The 17,330-nt window shown below is 68.8% G+C and carries 16 protein-coding genes; 9 read left to right on the top strand and 7 right to left on the bottom strand.

What is annotated here, in order from left to right:
• Positions 1-40: 40 nt before the first annotated feature.
• From gyrB to dnaA, 6 genes are all read right to left on the bottom strand, one after another.
• Positions 41-2,113, bottom strand: coding sequence for a DNA topoisomerase (ATP-hydrolyzing) subunit B (gene gyrB, locus ACIQGV_RS11530; protein ID WP_402493346.1), 2,073 nt, complete (start codon positions 2,111-2,113; stop codon positions 41-43).
• 440 nt (positions 2,114-2,553) lie between these two features.
• Positions 2,554-3,099, bottom strand: a complete 546-nt coding sequence (locus ACIQGV_RS11525; RefSeq protein WP_402493344.1) for a DUF721 domain-containing protein — start codon at positions 3,097-3,099, stop codon at positions 2,554-2,556.
• Positions 3,096-4,217: a DNA replication/repair protein RecF gene (gene recF / locus ACIQGV_RS11520; RefSeq protein ID WP_402493342.1), complete on the bottom strand. Its 1,122-nt coding sequence runs from the start codon at positions 4,215-4,217 to the stop codon at positions 3,096-3,098. Before recF ends, ACIQGV_RS11525 begins: the two co-directional genes overlap by 4 nt.
• Positions 4,218-4,261: 44 nt before the next feature.
• Positions 4,262-5,137: a phosphogluconate dehydrogenase (NAD(+)-dependent, decarboxylating) gene (gene gnd, locus ACIQGV_RS11515; protein WP_402493340.1), complete on the bottom strand. Its 876-nt coding sequence runs from the start codon at positions 5,135-5,137 to the stop codon at positions 4,262-4,264.
• Between the two features lie 196 nt (positions 5,138-5,333).
• Positions 5,334-6,464, bottom strand: a complete 1,131-nt coding sequence (dnaN, locus tag ACIQGV_RS11510) for a DNA polymerase III subunit beta (RefSeq protein WP_402493338.1) — start codon at positions 6,462-6,464, stop codon at positions 5,334-5,336.
• An 860-nt stretch (positions 6,465-7,324) separates the two neighbouring features.
• A complete protein-coding gene (dnaA, locus tag ACIQGV_RS11505) occupies positions 7,325-9,343 on the bottom strand; it encodes a chromosomal replication initiator protein DnaA (RefSeq protein ID WP_402493337.1) in 2,019 nt (672 codons plus the stop codon).
• A 398-nt stretch (positions 9,344-9,741) separates the two neighbouring features.
• Here dnaA and rpmH point away from each other — a divergent pair, with 398 nt between their 5' ends.
• The 9 genes from rpmH to ACIQGV_RS11460 all read left to right on the top strand — a co-directional run bounded on the left by rpmH (position 9,742) and on the right by ACIQGV_RS11460 (position 16,906).
• Positions 9,742-9,879, top strand: coding sequence for a 50S ribosomal protein L34 (gene rpmH / locus ACIQGV_RS11500; RefSeq protein WP_016644655.1), 138 nt, complete (start codon positions 9,742-9,744; stop codon positions 9,877-9,879).
• 21 nt (positions 9,880-9,900) lie between these two features.
• On the top strand, positions 9,901-10,272 hold the full coding sequence (gene rnpA, locus ACIQGV_RS11495; protein ID WP_402493334.1) for a ribonuclease P protein component: 372 nt from the start codon (positions 9,901-9,903) through the stop codon (positions 10,270-10,272).
• Positions 10,269-10,631 carry a membrane protein insertion efficiency factor YidD gene (gene yidD, locus ACIQGV_RS11490; RefSeq protein ID WP_402493333.1) on the top strand — a complete coding sequence of 121 codons (363 nt, stop codon included), beginning with the start codon at positions 10,269-10,271 and terminating at the stop codon, positions 10,629-10,631. The genes rnpA and yidD overlap by 4 nt, the downstream gene beginning before the upstream one ends.
• Positions 10,632-10,634: 3 nt before the next feature.
• Complete coding sequence (gene yidC, locus ACIQGV_RS11485) at positions 10,635-11,927, top strand: membrane protein insertase YidC (protein ID WP_402493331.1); 1,293 nt, start codon at positions 10,635-10,637, stop codon at positions 11,925-11,927.
• A 15-nt stretch (positions 11,928-11,942) separates the two neighbouring features.
• Positions 11,943-12,455 (top strand): protein jag, encoded by a 513-nt coding sequence (locus tag ACIQGV_RS11480; RefSeq protein WP_402493329.1) that lies wholly within the window; start codon positions 11,943-11,945, stop codon positions 12,453-12,455.
• A 127-nt stretch (positions 12,456-12,582) separates the two neighbouring features.
• Positions 12,583-13,299: a 16S rRNA (guanine(527)-N(7))-methyltransferase RsmG gene (gene rsmG / locus ACIQGV_RS11475; RefSeq protein WP_402493327.1), complete on the top strand. Its 717-nt coding sequence runs from the start codon at positions 12,583-12,585 to the stop codon at positions 13,297-13,299.
• 509 nt (positions 13,300-13,808) lie between these two features.
• The gene (locus ACIQGV_RS11470; protein WP_402494104.1) at positions 13,809-14,882 is read left to right on the top strand and encodes a ParA family protein; all 1,074 of its coding nucleotides are present in this window, start codon (positions 13,809-13,811) and stop codon (positions 14,880-14,882) included.
• Positions 14,879-15,982: a ParB/RepB/Spo0J family partition protein gene (locus ACIQGV_RS11465; RefSeq protein ID WP_402493326.1), complete on the top strand. Its 1,104-nt coding sequence runs from the start codon at positions 14,879-14,881 to the stop codon at positions 15,980-15,982. The genes ACIQGV_RS11470 and ACIQGV_RS11465 overlap by 4 nt, the downstream gene beginning before the upstream one ends.
• Before the next feature lie 306 nt (positions 15,983-16,288).
• Complete coding sequence (locus ACIQGV_RS11460) at positions 16,289-16,906, top strand: GNAT family N-acetyltransferase (protein ID WP_402493325.1); 618 nt, start codon at positions 16,289-16,291, stop codon at positions 16,904-16,906.
• An 88-nt stretch (positions 16,907-16,994) separates the two neighbouring features.
• Here the strand turns inward: ACIQGV_RS11460 and trxA are convergent, their stop codons facing one another.
• Positions 16,995-17,327: a thioredoxin gene (gene trxA, locus ACIQGV_RS11455; protein WP_402493323.1), complete on the bottom strand. Its 333-nt coding sequence runs from the start codon at positions 17,325-17,327 to the stop codon at positions 16,995-16,997.
• Between the last annotated feature and the right edge of the window lie 3 nt (positions 17,328-17,330).

Genomic DNA, 17,330 nt, shown 5'->3' with positions numbered 1-17,330 from the left:
CTGGTGGGGATCCTTCCTGGTGCGGTCAGCTGAGACCGACTCAGATGTCGAGGAAGCGGACGTCCTTGGCGTTGCGCTGGATGAACTGGCGGCGTGCCTCGACGTCCTCGCCCATCAGGACGGAGAACAGGTCGTCGGCCTGGGCGGCGTCGTCGAGGGTGACCTGGCCCAGGACGCGGTGCTCCTGGTCCATGGTCGTCACGCGCAGCTCCTCGGCGTTCATCTCGCCGAGGCCCTTGAAGCGCTGGATGGAGTCCTCGCGGATGCGCTTGCCGCGCTGGCGGCCCATCTCGGTCAGGGCGTCGCGCTCGCGGTCGGAGTAGGCGTACTCCACGTCCTCACGGCCCCACTTGATCTTGTACAGCGGGGGACGCGACAGGTAGACGTGGCCGGCCTCGACCAGCGGCCGCATGAAGCGGAACAGGAAGGTCAGCAGCAGGGTGTTGATGTGCTGGCCGTCGACGTCGGCGTCCGCCATCAGGATGATCTTGTGATAGCGGAGCTTCTCGATGTCGAAGTCCTCGTGCACGCCCGTGCCGAAGGCGGAGATCAGCGCCTGGATCTCCTGGTTCTGCAGGATCTTGTCGATCCTGGCCTTCTCGACGTTGAGGATCTTGCCGCGGATCGGGAGGATCGCCTGGACCTCGGGGTTGCGGCCCGACTTGGCCGAACCGCCGGCGGAGTCGCCCTCGACGATGAAGATCTCGCACTTGGTGGGGTCGTTCGACTGGCAGTCGGAGAGCTTGCCCGGCAGGGACGCGGTCTCCAGCAGGCCCTTGCGGCGGGTGAGGTCGCGCGCCTTGCGGGCCGCCACGCGCGCGGTGGCCGCCTGGATGCCCTTGCGGACGATGTCCGCCGCCTCGACCGGGTTGCGGTCCAGCCAGTCGCTGAGGTGCTCGTAGACGGCCTTCTGCACGAAGGTCTTCGCCTCGGTGTTGCCCAGCTTGGTCTTGGTCTGGCCCTCGAACTGCGGCTCGCTCAGCTTGACCGAGATGATCGCCGTCAGACCCTCGCGGATGTCGTCGCCCGTGAGGTTGTCGTCCTTCTCCCGCAGCAGCTTCTTGTCGCGCGCGTACTTGTTGATCAGGCTGGTGAGCGCCGCGCGGAAGCCCTCCTCGTGGGTACCGCCCTCATGCGTGTGGATGATGTTGGCGAACGAGTACACACCCTCGCTGTAGCCGCTGTTCCACTGCATGGCGACCTCGAGGGACAGGCTCTTCTCCTTGTCCTCGCCCTCCAGGTCGATCACCGTGGGGTGCACCATGTCTCCCTTGCGGGAGTTGAGGTACTTCACGAAGTCGACGATGCCGCCGTCGTAGCGGTACGTGACGGTCTTGGCCTCGTCCTTCTCGTCCGCGCCCGCCTCGTCCGCGCCGGCCGTGGCCTTCGCCGACTCACGCTCGTCGGTGAGCCGGATGGTCAGGCCCTTGTTGAGGAACGCCATCTCCTGGAAACGCCGCGAGAGCGTCTCGAAGGAGTACTCGGTGGTCTCGAAGATGTCCGGGTCGGCCCAGAAGGTGACCGAGGTGCCGGTCTCGTTCGTCGCCTCGTGCTGGTCGAGCGGAGCCGTCGGGACGCCCAGCTTGTAGTCCTGCGTCCAGCGGTGACCGTCGGTCCTGATCTCGACGGCGACCTTCGACGACAGGGCGTTCACCACGGAGACGCCGACACCGTGCAGACCGCCGGAGACGGCGTAGCCGCCACCGCCGAACTTGCCGCCCGCGTGCAGCACCGTCAGCACGACCTCGACGGCCGGCTTGCCCTCGGAGGGGACGATGCCGACCGGAATGCCACGGCCGTTGTCGACGACCCGGACGCCGCCGTCGGCGAGGATCGTGACGTCGATGGTGTCCGCGTGGCCGGCCAGCGCCTCGTCGACGGAGTTGTCGACGACCTCGTACACCAGGTGGTGCAGTCCTCGCTCACCGGTCGAGCCGATGTACATGCCCGGCCGCTTGCGGACCGCGTCCAGACCCTCGAGGACGGTGATGGCGCTGGCGTCGTAGGACGACGCCGCTGAGGCCTCAGCGGCTGCGGCCGGGGCCTCGGTGGACGGGATGTTCTCGTTGGGGTTGCCGGAATCGGCCACGAAGCGCCCTTTCTGGCACAGCACGAGCCGAGCTCGTCGGCGTTCGCCGGAGCGGCTGCGGCATGTTGCGTCGGTAAGCCTTGATCAGCGTTGCTCAGCTTCTCCCGGGCGTCCCCACGTCGTGGGGCGGGATTGTCTTCCAGTCTACCGGTAGCACTGACACTGATGGGGGTTTGCCGGTACCTGAGTCCGCATGTGCCGCCCTGAACCCGGCTCGCCCGACTCCCGATATGCGGATGGGGGCTCCAAGAGGCTCACGGAGCCGTCCAGCGCTTCGAGCCGTCAACCCCTCGCTACTCCGGGGTCACATCAGGATTCGCACCCACGTGCGGTTGCACGACAAAGCTGCGGACCCTGTGCAGAAAGGATCCGCCCAGAGGCCGCACTGTGAGGTCGGTCACGTCCGGCGCACCGGGCGGGTCAGCCCCCTCGGGGCGCCCACGGCCCGGTCCACGCGCCCTCCGTCAGCCGTAGGTGTCGCCGGGCCCGGTGCTCCCCGGGGCACGCAGCGGGCCGTACCGGCGGGGCGCCCCGCCGGGGCCGAGGACCTTCAGCAGACGCACCGCGCCATGACCGAGATCCTGGTTCAGCCGGGCGACCAGGGTCGGCGCGAGCAGCCGCAGGTTCGTCGCCCAGGCCGTCGAGTCGCAGCGCACGACCAGCACCCGCTCGTCCTCGTCGTACCGCTCCGGCACACAGTGCTTGGCCACGTCCTCGCCGACGATCTGCGGCCAGCGGCCCATCACCCCGCCCACCGCGGCCGGTGTCTCCCAGCCACGGTCGCTGAGCAGCCGGTTGATCGCCGCACCGAGCGCCATCGGGTCACGCCCGTCGGCGCGCGCGCCGGAGCGCAGACCGCCGCGCCGCGCCTGTTTCTTCTGCTGGGCCGCGTCCCCACGCGCGCGTGCCGCCTCCTTCGCCGCGCGCAGCGCCACACGCGCGAGATCGACACCGGAGGGCTCGGGACTCTTCGGGCGGTCGGGGCCGTCGTGCCCGCGGGACTCGCTCATACCCGCTCCACCACCCCGCCCGACACCGCGTAACGGACACCGCTCAGCACATGCGGCACGTCGTCGTCGACCGCGGCCGTCACCAGCACCTGCTCGCCCGGTGCCACCAGCTCGGCGAGCCGCTCCCGGCGCCGGGCGTCCAGCTCGGCGAAGACGTCGTCGAGGACCAGCACCGGCTCGTTGCCCTCGGCCCGCAGCAGGTCGTAGGAGGCCAGGCGCAGCGCCAGCGCGTACGACCACGACTCCCCGTGCGAGGCGTAGCCCTTGGCGGGCAGCCGGCCGAGTCTGAGGACCAGATCGTCGCGGTGCGGTCCCACCAGGGTGACGCCCCGCTCGACCTCCTGCTTGCGGGCGTCCCCGAGCGCGGCCATGAGCTGGGCACAGAGCTCCTCGCGCGTGTGCGCCTCGCCGGGCGCCGACGACTTGTACTCCAGCGCGAGGGGGCCGCCGCCGGGGGCGAGCTGCTCGTACGCCTTGTCGGCCAGCGGCTGGAGCGCGGTGATCAGGTCGAGACGCCGGGCGAGCAGCTCGGCGCCCGCGCGCGCGAGGTGCTGGTCCCACACGTCGAGCGTGGACAGGTCCATGGAGCGCCCGCCGTGCCTGCGGGCCAGCGCGGCCGTCTTCAGCAGGGTGTTGCGCTGCTTGAGGACCCGCTCGTAGTCGGAGCGCACGCCCGCCATCCGAGGGGAGCGCGCGGTGATCAGCTCGTCCAGGAAGCGGCGCCGCTCGCCGGGGTCGCCCTTCACCAGCGCGAGATCCTCCGGCGCGAACAGCACCGTCCGCACGATTCCCAGTACGTCACGCGGTCTGACCTGCGACGACCTATTGATGCGGGCGCGGTTGGCCTTGCCCGGGTTCAGCTCCAGCTCCACCAGCTGCTGCCGCTCGTCCTGGCGGATCTGCGCCCGGATCACCGCCCGGTCGGCGCCCATGCGCACCAGGGGCGCGTCGGAGGCGACACGGTGGCTGCCGAGGGTGGCGAGATAGCCGACGGCCTCGACGAGATTGGTCTTGCCCTGGCCGTTGGGGCCGACGAAGGCCGTGACGCCCGGGTCCAGCGGGACCTCGACCCGGGCGTAGGAGCGGAAGTCGGCCAGCGACAGATGCGTGACGTGCATGGTCGTTCGCCGACCTCCCCGGGCGTTTCGGACGGTGCTGGTTGCTACTTCTTCTCGACCGCGTGGCCGCCGAACTGGTTGCGCAGGGCCGCGATCATCTTCATCTGCGGGGAGTCCTCCTGACGGGAGGCGAACCGCGCGAACAGCGACGCCGTGATCGCGGGCAGCGGCACGGCGTTGTCGATGGCGGCCTCCACCGTCCAGCGTCCCTCGCCGGAGTCCTGGGCGTAGCCGCGCAGGCCGTCCAGGTGCTCGTCCTCGTCCAGCGCGTTCACCGCGAGGTCGAGCAGCCAGGAGCGGATGACGGTGCCCTCCTGCCAGGAGCGGAAGACCTCGCGGACGTTCTCCACGGAGTCGACCTTCTCCAGCAGCTCCCAGCCCTCGGCGTAAGCCTGCATCATGGCGTACTCGATGCCGTTGTGGACCATCTTGGCGAAGTGGCCCGCGCCGACCTTGCCGGCGTGCACCGCGCCGAGGTCGCCCTCCGGCTTGAGGGCGTCGAAGACCGGCTGCACCTTGGCGACGTCCTCCGCGTCACCGCCGTACATCAGCGCGTAGCCGTTCTCCAGGCCCCACACACCGCCGGAGACACCGCAGTCGACGAAGCCGATGCCCTTGGCGGCCAGCTCCCCGGCGTGCTTCTCGTCGTCCGTCCAGCGGGAGTTGCCGCCGTCGACGACCACGTCGCCGGGCTCCAGCAGCTCGGCGAGCTCGTCGATCGTCGACTGGGTGGGACCGCCGGCCGGGACCATCACCCAGACCACGCGCGGGCCCTTGAGCTTGCCCACAAGCTCTTCCAGGCTGTGGACATCGGCGAGGTCCGGGTTGCGGTCGAATCCGACGACGGTGTGGCCGGCGCGGCGGATCCGCTCGCGCATGTTGCCGCCCATCTTGCCGAGGCCGACGAGACCGAGCTCCATCAGTTGTTCCTTAGGTTGCTGTGGCGTGAGGGGCACCTTCGTACCCATGTCCGAGCCTAAACCCGGACGGTCACGCACATCTGTGGGCACACCCGCTCACAGGTACACCCACACCCGCGGCCTCACCTGCGGGTTTCCCCACAGGCCGGGGACACTTTCTCCACGGCCTGTGGACAACTCCCGGCGACTCAGCCGCTCAGCCGCTCAGCCGCACCGGCATGATCAGGTACTTGTACGCCTCGTCCGCCTCGGCGTCCAGGGCGGGCTTGCCGCTGAGCAGCGCCGGCTTGGTGGACGTCGTGAAGGACAGCCGCGCCACCGGCGAGTCGATCGCGCTGAGGCCGTCCAGCAGGAAGGTCGGGTTGAAGGCGATCGAGATGTCGTCGCCCTCCAGCTGGGCGTCGACCCTCTCCACAGCCTGTGCGTCGTCGCTGGAGCCGGCCTCCAGGATCAGCACGCCCTGCTCGAAGCTCAGGCGCACCGGGGTGTTGCGCTCGGCGACCAGGGCCACACGCTTGACGGCCTCCACGAAGGGGGCGGTCTCGATCACGGCGACGGAGTTGAACTCGGTCGGGAACAGCGTGCGGTACTTCGGGAGGTCGCCCTCCAGCAGCCGGGTCGTGGTGCGGCGGCCGGCGCCCTCGAAGCCGATCAGGCCCTCGCCCGAGCCCGAGCCGGACAGCGCCAGCGTCACGCTGTCGCCGCTCGTGAGGGCCTTGGCGGTGTCCAGGAGCGTCTTGGCGGGCACCAGCGCGACCGCGGAGGCGTCCGGGTTCTCCGGCTTCCACAGGAACTCGCGGACCGCGAAGCGGTAGCGGTCGGTGGAGGCCAGCGTGACGGTGTCGCCCTCGATCTCGATGCGCACACCGGTCAGGACGGGCAGCGTGTCGTCACGCCCGGCCGCGATCGCGACCTGGGAGACGGCCGAGGCGAAGACCTCGCCGGGGACGGTGCCCGTCGCGTTCGGCATCTGGGGCAGTGCCGGGTACTCCTCCACAGGCAGGGTGTGGAGGGTGAACCGCGAGGAGCCGCAGACCACGGTCGCCCGTACACCGTCTGTGGAAATCTCCACCGGCCGGTTCGGCAGCGCCCGCGAGATGTCCGCCAGCAGGCGGCCGGAGACGAGGACCGTGCCCTCCTCCTCGACCTCGGCCTCGACGCTGACGCGCGCCGAGACCTCGTAGTCGAAGCTCGACAGGCTCAGCTGCCCTTCCTCGGCCTTCAGCAGGAGGCCGGCGAGGACAGGCGCCGGCGGGCGGGCCGGGAGGCTGCGCGCCGCCCAGGCAACTGCCTCCGCGAGTACGTCGCGTTCCACCCGGATCTTCACCGTAAGCCGCCTCCTGCTGTTGCCGGCGCTTCTCGCCCTGCTTCGCTTCGTCGTCTGTCTCGGCGCCGCTGCCCCCTGGGACGGGAACGGCACCGGGGACCAGTCTGACGCACGGCACTGACAGTCGGTGCCCCTCGGGGTCAAGTCGTGACGAGGCGCGGACAAGCACCGGAGAGCAAGTTGTGCACAGGCCCCGCTTCAAATCGATTCCCGGACTCTCTCTAGTCGGGAGTAGTAGTAGGGGCTGTGGATACCGTGGATAACTGCGTTTCCGCAGGTCAAGGCAGGAATTTTGTCCCCATGTCCTGTGGGTGGAGGCGGTGGACAACCACGGCTTTCTGTGGAGAACAGAAAGTTCTGCACACCCCATGCACAGGGAGGGCCGAGTTCTCCCCAGCCTCGTCCCCAGCTTTCCCCGGCTTTCCCACAGCCCAAACAAGCAACTTCATGTGACGGCTTTCACTCGACCCGGTGATCGGTCGCGCCAGGTTGCCGAACAGTGGACAGCGGTGTGGAGAAGCCGGGAATCATTGGGGACAACCGGCTCCGACCTGTGGGTTGCCGGTGGAAAACTTTGCGCACAGGCTGTGGATCCTTGCTTCCTCCACAGCCTGTGGAGAACTTTTCTCCACGAATCCACAGCCACTTGACCTGGCCTGATGCCCCTTCAGCAGCCTGGCCTGTGGATGAAGTTCGGGACAACTTCCCAGTCCCCAGGATGTGGACGGGAGAAAGTAGCCGAATCTGTGGAGGGCGGCCGTAACCTCGCCGCGATTCGAACAGAGGATGACGAGCGGGAAACGAGAAGGGCGCCCCGGGAATCGCTCCCGGGGCGCCCTCGAGGCTCCTGACGGCCGCTGTCAGCCGGCCTTGATGCGGTTGGTGAGCTCCGTGACCTGGTTGTAGATGGAGCGGCGCTCGGCCATCAGATTGCGGATCTTCCGGTCGGCGTGCATGACCGTGGTGTGGTCGCGGCCGCCGAACAGCGCACCGATCTTCGGCAGGGAGAGGTCCGTCAGCTCGCGGCACAGGTACATGGCGATCTGCCGCGCGGTGACCAGCGCGCGCCCGCGCGAGGTGCCGCACAGGTCCTCGACGGTCAGGCCGAAGTAGTCCGCCGTGGCGCTCATGATGGCCGTGGAGGTGATCTCCGGGGCCGAGTCCTCGCCGCCGGGGATCAGGTCCTTCAGGACGATCTCCGTCAGGCCCAGGTCCACCGGCTGCCGGTTCAGCGACGCGAACGCCGTCACCCGGATCAACGCGCCCTCCAGCTCACGGATGTTCCGCGAGATCCGGGAGGCGATGAACTCCAGCACCTCCGGCGGGGCGTTGAGCTGCTCCTGGACCGCCTTCTTGCGCAGGATCGCGATCCTGGTCTCCAGCTCGGGCGGCTGGACGTCGGTGGTCAGACCCCACTCGAAGCGGTTGCGCAGCCGGTCCTCCAGTGTCACCAGCTGCCGGGGCGGCCGGTCGCTGGAGAGCACGATCTGCTTGTTGGCGTTGTGGAGCGTGTTGAAGGTGTGGAAGAACTCCTCCTGCGTCGACTCCTTGTCCGCGAGGAACTGGATGTCGTCGACGAGCAGGATGTCCATCTCGCGGTAGCGCTTGCGGAAGCTGTCGCCCTTGCCGTCGCGGATGGAGTTGATGAACTCGTTGGTGAACTCCTCCGAGCTCACGTACCGCACCCGCGTGCCCGGGTAGAGGCTGCGCGCGTAGTGCCCGATCGCGTGCAGCAGGTGCGTCTTGCCGAGCCCCGACTCCCCGTAGATGAAAAGGGGGTTGTACGCCTTCGCGGGGGCCTCGGCGACGGCCACCGCGGCCGCGTGCGCGAAGCGGTTCGACGCGCCGATGACGAACGTGTCGAAGAGGTACTTCGGGTTCAGCCGCGCGGTCGGCTCGCCGGGACCGCCCGCCGACGCGGACTGCCCGCCGCCGAGCAGCGGGCCGGAGCCCTGGGACGACGGACCCGTGCCGCGCTGGGCCGGCCCGGGGCCGGACGGCGGCTCGGGCAGCTCCCGGCGGCCGTCGCGCTGGTCGTAGCTGCCGCGCCCGCCGTCGTACTCCCCGCGCTGCTCGTACGAGGGCCGCTCCGGCGCCGGCGGCCGGTAGTCCGGGGATCCGTAGGGGTCGCCCGCGGGCTGCCCGTAGGCGTCCTGGGCGGCCGAACCGTAGGGCTCGTGACCGCCCTTGCCGTACTCGTGGCCGCTCTTGCCGTAGGAGTCCTGGGCCGACGAGCCGTAGCCGTCCTGCGAGGAGGGCGAGGCGTACGGGTCCCGGTCCCGGTCCGCGTAGGTGTCGCGGTCCCGGTCCTTGTAGCCGTCGCGGTCCGCGTAGGGGTCACGCTCGGGGAAGCCGAGACGCGGCTGCTGCCAGCCGCTGTACTCGTCCTGCGCGGGGCGCGGCCAGGCGCCCGGCTCGGGGCGCTGGTACTCGGCCGGGTAGGCGGGGCGGGCCGAGGGAAGCTGCTCGCCGGTGCCCGGCAGCGGCTCGGCGCGATGGCGGCCGTAACCCTCGTAGGGGCCCGGTTCGGGCTCGTCGTAGCGCGGCTGTGGCTGTGCCGGGGCCGGGCCGGCGGGAGAGGCCGGCGGGAGAGGGGGCTCGCCCGCGGAGTCGTCGACGGTGATCGCGATACGGATCGGACGGCCGCACTCGCGGCTCAGCGTCTCGCTCACGATCGGCGCGAGGCGGCCTTCGAGCACGTTCTTCGCGAACTCGTTCGGCACGGCCAGGAGCGCGGTGTCGGCGACCAGCGCGAGCGGCTGGCAGCGCCGGATCCAGTGCTCGTCCTTGGCCTCGACACCCGGCCCGCGGCTCTCCCCGAGAAGCTGCTCGAGTACGCGTGGCCACACTGCGGCAAGATCGGCAGGTACGTCAGCCACAGGGCACGCTCTCTCACAGGTCCCACGTACGTGTGGTGTGCGGGACGGATCGGGATACAGCTCGGGAAACTCGGCGGGAACAAACCCGCTGGGCGGGGGACAAGGGAACGAATCGGAGTTCAGCCACGGTAGTCAGCGCGGCGGGTACGGTTCAAGTTGTTGTCCCCAGCCTGTGGACAGTGTCTCCCGACGACCGCTGGTTTGACCGGATGGCGTAGCCCCGCGTACCGTAACCAGGTCGAGTTGTCGATGGCTGCTGCCGCCTGCCTCCGATGGGCACAGATCGCGTCTAGGTGATCGGAAAGCGGTGCACTCGGGCGTAACGCGAGCTACTCGTGGGCGCACGGTGACAGCCAGGACGGCACCCCGCCACTACCGAATCTTTCTGGAGCCCCCGAGTGAGCAAGCGCACTTTCCAGCCGAACAACCGTCGTCGCGCCAAGACCCACGGCTTCCGGCTGCGGATGCGTACCCGTGCCGGCCGCGCCGTTCTGGCGTCCCGCCGCAGCAAGGGCCGCGCCCGTCTGTCCGCCTGATTCCGGTCAGGTCATGACGTCGTGCTGCCCACCGAGAACCGGCTGAGGCGGCGCGAGGACTTCGCGACCGCGGTACGGCGAGGACGCAGGGCTGGACGCCCTCTTCTCGTCGTCCATCTACGAAGCGGTGCCACGGACCCGCACGCGCCTGGGGAGAGCGCTCCTCCGACGCGTGCGGGTTTCGTCGTGAGCAAGGCAGTGGGCGGCGCAGTCGTGCGCAACAAGGTCAAGCGCAGACTTCGTCACCTCATGCGCGACCGGGTGGCTCTGCTGCCCCCCGGTAGCCTGGTAGTGGTACGGGCGCTGCCCGGTGCGGGTGACGCCGATCACGAACAGCTGGCCCGAGACCTGGACGCCGCACTCGAGCGGCTCCTGGGAGGGGGCGCGCGATGAAGTACCCGCTGCTGGCACTGATCAAGCTCTACCAGTGGACGATCAGTCCGCTGCTCGGGCCGGTGTGCAAGTACTACCCCTCGTGCTCTCATTACGGCTACACCGCCATCGACCGGCACGGTGCGGTCAAGGGCACCGCCCTGACTGCCTGGCGCATCCTCCGGTGCAATCCGTGGTCGCTGGGCGGCGTGGACCATGTCCCGCCGCGCAAGCGTCCGCGATGGCACGAGATGCTGCGCAACGCCTGGCGCGCACGCAAGGGCGGGCCCTCCTCCGCCGAACCGGCCACCGAGGGACACAATTCAGCCGGTCCTTCGGGCCCGGCCGCAGAGACCCCGTCCCATGCCCAAGGAGCATGATTAGTGGACACGATTGCCAGCCTCTTCAGCTTCATCACCACACCCGTCTCATGGGTCATCGTGCAGTTCCACAGTCTGTACGGTGCGATCTTCGGTCCTGATACGGGCTGGGCCTGGGGCCTGTCCATCGTGTCCCTGGTGATCCTGATCCGTATCTGCCTGATCCCGCTCTTCGTGAAGCAGATCAAGGCGACGCGGGCGATGCAGACGCTCCAGCCGGAGATGAAGAAGATCCAGGAGCGCTACAAGAACGACCGGCAGCGCCAGTCCGAAGAGATGATGAAGCTGTACAAGGAGACGGGTACCAACCCGCTCTCCTCGTGCCTTCCCATCCTGGCCCAGTCGCCGTTCTTCTTCGCCCTGTACCACGTGCTCAACGGCATCGCGAACGGCGAGACCGTCGGCGTCATCAACCAGAGCCTGCTGGAGAGCGCGCAGCAGGCGCACATCTTCGGGGCCCCGCTGGCCGCGAAGTTCACCGACAGCGCCTCGGACCTCGCCGCGCTGGACGCCTCGCCGGCCAACGTGCGCATCGTCACGGCGGTCATGATCGTCCTGATGTCCCTGTCGCAGTTCTACACGCAGCGCCAGCTGATGACGAAGAACGTCGACACCACGGTGAAGACGCCGTTCATGCAGCAGCAGAAGATGCTGATGTACGTCTTCCCCGTCATCTTCGCGGTCTTCGGCATCAACTTCCCGGTCGGTGTCCTCGTCTACTGGCTGACCACCAACGTGTGGACCATGGGCCAGCAGATGTACGTCATCCACAACAACCCGACCCCGGGTTCCAAGGCTCAGGGCGCCTACCTGGAACGGCTGTACAAGCACGTCACGAACCACGGCAAGACCCGCAACCGCCGTGAGCGCGCCATCGTGAAGGCCATCGTCGCCAAGGGACGGGACCGCAACGACTTCGAGCGCAAGTTCATCAACGGTCTGTCCAAGGCGGGCCTCGCCGCGCAGACCGACGGCACCGTGATCAAGAGCGAGGGCGGCGTCGCCACCGTGACCGAGGACGGCACGCCGACGACCACCACCGCACCCGCCAAGCGTCAGCAGCCCAAGCGGCAGTCGAAGTCCCAGCGCCAGTCCGGCGGCCCGAAGGCCGACGAGCCCACCTCGCTGGAGAAGACGGACGCGCCCACGTCGCTGGAGAAGTCCGACGCGCCCCAGGGCACCGCCGCGGCCGCCGAGAAGAAGGCCGCCCCGAAGCCCGCCTCCGGTACCCGCAGCAAGGCACAGTCCGGGCAGCGCAAGGGTCCGCAGCGTCCCAAGTCCCCGTCCAAGAAGTAAGAAGGAGTCCATCCCGTGACGGAAGGCACCACCTCCGCCGCTGCCGAGGGTGCAGACACCCTGACCCGCCTGGAGCAGGAGGGCGACATCGCGGCGGACTACCTCGAGGGTCTGCTGGACATCGCCGACCTCGACGGCGACATCGACATGGACGTCGAGGGCGACCGCGCCTCTGTCTCGATCATCAGCGACGCGGGGAGCCGTGACCTGCAGAAGCTGGTCGGCCGGGACGGCGAGGTGCTGGAGGCGCTCCAGGAGCTCACGCGCCTGGCGGTGCACCGTGAGACCGGGGACCGCAGCCGTCTGATGCTGGACATCGGGGGCTACCGGGCCAAGAAGCGCACCGAGCTCGCCGAGCTGGGCGCCAAGGCGGCTGCCGAGGCCAAGAGCACGGGTTCACCCGTGAAGCTGAAGCCGATGACGCCGTTCGAGCGCAAGGTCGTGCACGACGCGGTCAAGGCGGCGGGTCTGCGCAGCGAGTCCGAGGGCGAGGAGCCGCAGCGCTTCGTCGTCGTGTTGCCCGCCTGATCGGTTCATGCGTTCCACCGGCCCCGTCTGTAGCGCAGACGGGGCCGAGTTTTGTCAGCCTGATAGTTCTGGTGGTTCTGGTGCCGGCGCCTGATCGCGCCGGCGCGGTACGGAAGGACGGTCCCCCGTGACGGAGGCAGCGGAGCTCCCCCCTGCGCCCGAGCAGGCACGTGAGGTGTTCGGCGATCGCTACGCGGATGCGGTCCGCTACGCCGAGCTGCTCGCCGAGGCGGGCGTGCAGCGCGGCCTGATCGGCCCGCGTGAAGTGCCCCGCCTGTGGGAGAGGCATCTGCTGAACTGTGCGGTGCTCTCCGAGGTCGTCCCCGAGGGCGTCACGGTCTGCGACGTCGGTTCGGGCGCCGGCCTGCCCGGCATCCCGCTCGCGCTCGTCCGTGAGGACCTGAAGATCACCCTCCTGGAGCCGCTGCTGCGGCGTACGACCTTCCTGACCGAGGTCGTGGAACTGCTGGGCCTGGACCATGTCACGGTCGTCCGCGGCCGCGCCGAGGAGGTCATGGGCAAGCTCACACCCGTCCATGTGGTCACGGCCCGCGCCGTGGCACCGCTGGACCGGCTGGCCACCTGGGGCATCCCGCTGCTGCGGCCCTACGGCGAGATGCTCGCGCTCAAGGGCGACACCGCGGAGGAGGAGCTGAAGAGCGCGGCGACCGCGCTGAGCAAGCTCGGTGCGGTGGGCACGTCCGTCCTTCAGGTGGGCGAGGGGGTCGTGGATCCCCTGTCCACCGTTGTCCGGGTGGAGGTCGGCGAAAGCCCGGGCGGCGTGCGCTTCGCCGCGAAGCGGGCGAAGGCGGCGCGCACGGGGCGGACCCGCCGACGCCGCTGAGCGGGCACGGCCCCGGGCACGGACCCGGGGGTGCCTGCGGGCCGTGGCTCTCGGGTACGGCTTTCGGGTGGCGTCTTCCCCGCAGACGGCCTACGAGTGGCGTCTTCCTCGGAGGTGGCCTGCGAGCGACGCCTTCCCCCGCAGGCGGCTTCCGGACGGCGCCTTACGGGGGCGGTCCTCGGAGGATGACTTCTGGGAAAGCCGTACTCCACCCAAGCTGCCCGTCCTCCATGTGACGGAGTGTCGCGACAGTTCGGCTGCGGGTGCGCTGCATCGTGTTTCACGTGAAACGTCGCTCACTGCTGCAAGGCATCATCAGCCGGGGCCGCGCCGCGGCCGAACCTCGCGAGCGCAAGCCTCTCGGCTCCCTCGACCGGCCTGCCGCTTCACTCGGGACACCCGTGGCTTCCGAAACGCCCGTGGCGTCGCTCGACGAGGGATCGGAGTTGTCCACAGAGGTGGATTTCTCCACAGAAGCCCCGGCCTCACTGGTTCACGACCCCGAAGGCATGGCAGGCTCTGTTCATTGCGAGCCTGAAGTCGAGGAAGGTGAATCCTTGCGGTCCGACGCCAACATCGCGGGACCGATGACCGATCCGGTCCCCGGTCCCCGAACCGAGTCTCCGGGGACGGATGTTTCACGTGAAACACCGCCCCCGATGGACGACACCCCCATCGGTCGAGCTGCCCAGCTGGCGGTCGAGGCTCTGGGACGTGCCGGTGAGGGTCTTCCGCGGCCCGAGCAGACCCGGATCATCTGCGTGGCCAACCAGAAGGGCGGGGTCGGCAAGACGACCACCACCGTCAATCTCGCCGCCTCGCTGGCCCTTCACGGTGCCAGGGTCCTCGTGATCGACCTCGACCCTCAGGGCAACGCCTCGACCGCTCTGGGAATCGACCACCACGCCGACGTTCCCTCCATCTACGATGTGCTGATCGAGAGCAAGCCGCTCGCCGAGGTCGTGCAGCCTGTTCTCGACGTCGAGGGTCTCTTCTGTGCCCCTGCCACGATCGATCTCGCCGGTGCGGAGATCGAGCTGGTGTCCCTGGTGGCGCGGGAGAGCCGGCTGCTGCGGGCCATCCAGGCATATGAGCAGCCGCTCGACTACATCCTCATCGACTGTCCGCCCTCCCTGGGGCTGCTGACGGTCAACGCGCTCGTCGCGGGCCAGGAGGTACTCATCCCCATCCAGTGCGAGTACTACGCGCTGGAGGGTCTGGGGCAGCTGCTGCGCAACGTGGACCTGGTGCGGGGGCACCTCAACCCCACCCTGCATGTCTCCACGATCCTGCTCACCATGTACGACGGCCGGACACGCCTGGCGTCCCAGGTCGCGGACGAGGTGCGCAACCATTTCGGCGAAGAGGTGCTGCGAACCAGCATTCCCCGCTCGGTCCGTATTTCCGAGGCGCCGAGCTATGGGCAGACCGTGCTGACCTACGATCCTGGATCGAGTGGTGCGCTGTCCTACCTTGAGGCCGCGCGAGAGATCGCGCTGAGAGGCGTGGGGATCAGCTACGACCCGACCCGCGCCCATATCGGCGCCCAGAACAACCCGAACATGGTGGAGGGGATCCAGTGAGCGATCGACGGAAGATTGGTCTCGGCCGGGGCCTCGCTGCGCTGATCCCTGCTGCCCCGACGGAGAAGGCACCCGCCGCCACAGCGCTGGGAGGCACCGGGGTGCCTGCTCCGGTCAGTGGGTCCGTTCTCACCTCGGAGCGTGGCGTGGCAGCGAGCAAGCTGATCGATGCTCCGGCTGTTTCACGTGAAACAGAAGAGTCGGCGGTGTCCGCCACCTCGGAGCTGCCGACGCCGCCCATCGGTGCCCACTTCGCCGAGATCCCGCTGGATGCCATCACGCCGAACCCGCACCAGCCGCGTGAGGTCTTCGACGAGGACGCGCTGCATGAGCTGATCACCTCCATCCGGGAGGTCGGTCTGCTGCAGCCGGTCGTCGTGCGGCAGGTCGCCGCCGGCCGCTACGAACTCATCATGGGTGAGCGTCGCTGGCGGGCCTGCACCGAGCTGGGGCTTGAAGCGATCCCGGCGATCGTGCGGCACACGGACGACGACAAGATGCTCCTGGACGCGCTCCTGGAGAACCTTCACCGGGCGCAGCTGAATCCGCTGGAGGAGGCGGCCGCGTACGACCAGCTCCTGCAGGACTTCAACTGCACCCATGAGCAGCTGGCGGAGCGCATCGGGCGCTCTCGTCCGCAGATCTCCAACACGCTGCGGCTCCTTCAGCTCTCTCCCATGGTCAAGCGCCGTGTCGCGGCCGGTGTGCTGTCGGCGGGCCATGCCCGGGCGCTGCTGGCTGTCGACGACGCGGAGGAGCAGGACCGTCTGGCGCACCGGATCGTCGCCGAAGGGCTCTCGGTGCGCTCGGTCGAGGAGATCGTGAACCTGATGGGGTCACGGGAGCAGAAGGCGCCGAGGGCCAAGAAGCCCCGGGCCGGCGCGCGTCTCTCCCCGGCGCTCACGGATCTCGCGACCCGGCTGTCGGACCGCTTCGAGACCCGGGTGAAGGTCGACCTGGGCCAGAAGAAGGGCAAGATCACGGTCGAGTTCGCTTCAGTGGATGATCTTGAGCGGATCCTCGGCACGCTGGCTCCCGGGGAAGGGCCCGTACTGCAGAAGAGCCTGTCGGACGGCGAATCCGAGGACGCGGAGGACTGAGCCGCGACGTGTCGAACGCCGTGAGAGCGAGCCGTGTCCGGTGTACCGGAACACGGCTCGCTCTTTGCTTTCTGTCGGTATCGGCGGAATCTCCAGATGGATACGATGCGATCAGGAATGGCGCATCCACCTGGCATTACCTCAGAGGAGAGGCGGGGCTGTGCGCACGATGAGCCGGACCGGACTGCTGAGCGCGGGACTGGGCCTGGGCGCGATCGGCGGATTCGTCGGCAGCCTGCTCAAGGAACGCAGCGCTCTGACTGCCGCCCGTGGTGCCGCGGGCGAAGGAAGCGAGGAACAGCCTTCATGGGCCGTCGGCTCGTACCGCTCACGTTGGACAACCTTCAGGACCTTCCCCGGCGCTGCCGCTCGTGTGTCTTCTGGGAGCTCGACCCGGTCAGCGGTGAGGCTGCGGTAAAGGCCGGTACGGCCGCTGAGGAGAAGGAGGCGTGGATCTCCTCGGTGCTTCTGGACTGGGGCTCCTGCGGCAGGGTCGTCTACGTCGACGATGTTCCGGTGGGCTTCGTGCTCTATGCGCCTCCGGCGTATGTCCCCCGCTCCGCGGTGTTCCCCACGAGCCCTGTGTCGCCGGATGCCGTGCAGCTGATGACGGCCTTCATTCTTCCCGGCCATCAGGGGCAGGGGCTGGGCCGGGTGATGGTGCAGACGGTGGCCAAGGATCTTCTGCGGCGTGGCTTCAAGGCGATCGAGGCGTTCGGTGACGTCCGCTGGAAGGAGCCCGCCTGTCTGCTGCCCGCCGAGCATCTCCTCGCGGTCGGCTTCAAGACCGTGCGGCAGCATCCCTCCCATCCGCGGCTGCGGCTGGAGCTGCGGACGACGCTCTCCTGGAAGGAAGACGTGGAGATGGCGCTGGACCGGCTGCTGGGGGCGGTGCAGAAGGAACCGGTGCTGCGGCCTCTGTGAGGGCCTGACGCACCATGAAGGGGGCCGACCCGGACGGGTCGGCCCCCTTCATGTTTCACGTGAAACATCGGTTTGTCTCACCGCGAGATCACTCGGCGATGAAGTCCTCGAGGTCACGCAGGATCGCAGCCTTGGGCTTGGCGCCGACGATGGTCTTGGCGACCTCGCCGCCCTGGTAGACGTTCAGGGTCGGGATGGACATGACGCCGTACTTGGCGGCCGTACCCGGGTTCTCGTCGATGTTCAGCTTGACGATCTCGATCTTGTCACCGTGCTCGGCGGCGATCGCCTCCAGGGACGGGGCGATCTGGCGGCAGGGACCGCACCAGGCGGCCCAGAAGTCCACCAGGACGGGCTTGTCGCTCTTGAGGACGTCCTGCTCGAAGGTGTCGTCGGTGACGTTCTTCAGGGTGCCGGCCACGGG

The organism is Streptomyces sp. NPDC093094 (genome assembly GCF_044754345.1).
Lineage (GTDB): Bacteria > Actinomycetota > Actinomycetes > Streptomycetales > Streptomycetaceae > Streptomyces.
This window is presented reverse-complemented; position numbering and strand designations above follow the sequence as displayed.